Origin of the sequence: Roseibium sp. MMSF_3412, assembly GCF_030733265.1 — a bacterium.
Taxonomy (GTDB): Bacteria; Pseudomonadota; Alphaproteobacteria; order Rhizobiales; family Stappiaceae; genus Roseibium.
Genome location: NZ_JASHJI010000033.1, coordinates 1 through 2,859 on the forward strand (window position 1 = coordinate 1; position 2,859 = coordinate 2,859).

The following is a 2,859-nucleotide window of genomic DNA, read 5'->3' on the forward strand; positions in this document are numbered from 1 at the left end:
CCCGCATTTGCGACGGACATCATTGTTGTGTCACATGGTCAGGCGAATGATGCGTTCTGGTCAGTTGTTAAGAACGGTGTTTCGCTTGCGGCTGAGCACACGGGTGCGAATGTTGACTACCGTGCGCCGGAGACGTTCGACATGGTTGCCATGAGCCAGCTGATTGATGCGGCTGTGAACCAGGAGCCGGACGGGCTGGTCGTGTCCATTCCGGACGGCGATGCGCTTGGGCCGTCGATCCAGCGTGCGGTCGAGGCCGGCATTCCGGTGATCTCGATGAACTCCGGGTCCGATGTTGCCCCGGGTCTTGGCGTGACGCTTCACGTCGGCCAGTCCGAGTATGACGCGGGCGAGGCTGCCGGCAAGAAGCTGGCCGAGATGGGCGGCAAGAAGGCCGTTTGCGTGAACCACGAAGTCGGCAACGTCGCTCTCGACCTGCGCTGCGAAGGTTTCACCAAGGGCTTTGGCGGTGAGGTTTCCGTCCTGCCGACCTCCAACGATCCGGCAGAGATCGAAGCCAAGGTGTCTGCAGCCCTGTCCTCCGATGAAGACGTCGACACGGTCATGGCGCTCGGCGCCAGCACCGCCGGTGAGCCGACCGTTGCCGCTGCCAAGGCTTCGGGCCGTGACGTCAACGTGGCTTCCTTCGACCTGTCCGCGAACTTCCTGCAGTCCATCGTCGACGGCGATGCCGCCTTTGCGATCGACCAGCAGCAGTTCCTGCAAGGCTATCTCCCGGTTGTGTTCCTGGCCAACAATGCGGCCTACGGCCTGATGCCGGGCGGCAACGTTCCCTCCGGTCCGAACCTCGTCACCAAGGACAAGGCGGCCCAGGTGATCGATCTGTCCGCCAAGGGCATCCGCTAGTCACCTGGATCTGAAGTTCGTCTCATTTTGCAGCTTGCTCCGAACGAACTTCAGATTCACCGCACTAGGCGCTTGCCGCACGATCAATAACACCACCGAACAAGGGGGCGGCGCGCCCGTGCGCCGTCCTTCCACAACAGGGAGGCCATAATGAGCGACGCTGCTCCGATAGATGCAGACGAACGGGTCAAGAAGGAATCGTTCTTCTCCAAACTCATGAAGAAGCCGGAACTCGGCGCGATTGCGGGCGTGATCCTCGTCACCCTGTTTTTCCTGGCAACCGCCGACGAGGCCATGTTCAGCCTGTCCGGCATCATGAACTTCATGACCCCTGCGGCCCAGCTCGGCATTCTGGCCATCGGCGCCGCCATGCTGATGATCGGCGGCGAGTTCGACCTGTCGATCGGCTCCATGGTCGCCTTTGCCGGCCTGTTCTTCGCCGCCTGCGTCGTCACCTGGGGGCTGCCCCTGGTTCTGGCCATTCCCCTCACCTTTGTCTTTTCCGCCGGTGTCGGCGCCATCAACGGCACCATCGTGATCCGCTCCGGCCTGCCCTCCTTCATCGTCACCCTCGCCTTCCTGTTCATCCTGCGCGGCCTGTCCCTGGTCGGCCTGAAGTGGGCAACGGGCGGCGCCACCCAGCTGCGCGGTGTCCGTGATGCGGTCGAGGGCGACTGGCTCGCCCCGTTCTTCTCCGGCGATGCCTTTGGCGGCCTCTTCAACTGGCTCGCCACCAACGGCTTCGTCGACACCTTCAAGAGCGGCGCGCCCAAGGTGCCCGGCATTCCGGTCGAGATCCTCTGGTTCATCCTCATCGCGCTGATTGCCACCTACATTCTCCTGCGCACGCCCGTCGGCAACTGGATCTTCGCCGCCGGCGGCGACAAGACCGCCGCCTCCAACTCCGGTGTGCCGGTGAACCGGGTGAAGATCTCCCTGTTCATGCTGACCGCCTGCTGCGCCGCCCTTGTGGCCATCATCACCGTCATGGACGCCGGTTCCACCGATGCCCGCCGCGGCTTCCAGAAGGAGTTCGAGGCCATCATCGCGGCCGTGATCGGCGGCTGTCTGCTGACCGGCGGCTACGGCTCGGCCATCGGTGCCTTCTTCGGCTCCATCATCTTCGGCATGGTGGTCATCGGACTGACCTACACCAACTTCGATCAGGACTGGTTCCAGGTCTTCCTCGGCTCCATGCTGCTCATCGCCGTTCTGTTCAACAACGCGATCCGCAAGCGCGTCACGGGGGAGCGGTAACATGACCCAGGACACCAAGTTCCATCACGGCGATGCGCCGGAGTTCGAGCCGATCATTCACATGGTCGACATCGAGAAACACTTCGGCAACATCATTGCCCTGGCCGGCGTCAGCTTCGACGTCAGGCCCGGCGAGTGCCACTGCCTGCTCGGCGACAACGGCGCGGGCAAGTCGACCTTCATCAAGACCATGTCGGGCGTGCACCGGCCGACCAAGGGCGAGATCTACTTCGAGGGCAAGCCGCTGAGCTTCGCCACCCCGCGCGATGCCATGGAGGCCGGCATTGCGACCGTGTTCCAGGATCTGGCGATGATCCCGCTGATGAGCGTGACCCGCAACTTCTTCATGGGCCGCGAGCCGACCAAGGGGCGCGGCCTGGCCAAGCGCTTCGACGTCACCCGGGCCAACGAGGTCACCATGGAGGAGATGCGCAAGATGGGCATCAACCTGCGCGGCCCGGACCAGGCGGTCGGCACCCTGTCGGGCGGCGAGCGCCAGACGGTCGCCATTGCCCGCGCGGTCTATTTCGGCGCAAGGGTCCTGATCCTCGACGAGCCCACCTCCGCCCTCGGCGTGCGCCAGACATCCAACGTGCTCGCCACAATCGACAAGGTCCGCAAGCAGGGCGTCGGCGTCGTCTTCATCAGCCACAACGTCCGACATGCGCTCGCCGTCGGCGACCGCTTCACCGTCCTCAACCGCGGCAAGACACTCGGAACCGCAAAACGCGGCGA

At 63.9% G+C, this 2,859-nt stretch carries 3 protein-coding genes; all 3 read left to right on the forward strand.

The genetic code is table 11. The features are described from left to right. Positions 1-867: sugar ABC transporter substrate-binding protein (locus RBB49_RS28335; protein WP_306146330.1), on the forward strand; the 867-nt coding region annotated here is incomplete at its 5' end. Positions 868-1,017: 150 nt separating this feature from the next. Then, the gene (locus RBB49_RS28340; RefSeq protein ID WP_306146331.1) at positions 1,018-2,124 is read left to right on the forward strand and encodes an ABC transporter permease; all 1,107 of its coding nucleotides are present in this window, start codon (positions 1,018-1,020) and stop codon (positions 2,122-2,124) included. Position 2,125: 1 nt separating this feature from the next. Next, positions 2,126-2,859 (forward strand): ATP-binding cassette domain-containing protein (locus RBB49_RS28345; protein ID WP_306146332.1); only part of this gene is annotated, 734 nt, incomplete at its 3' end.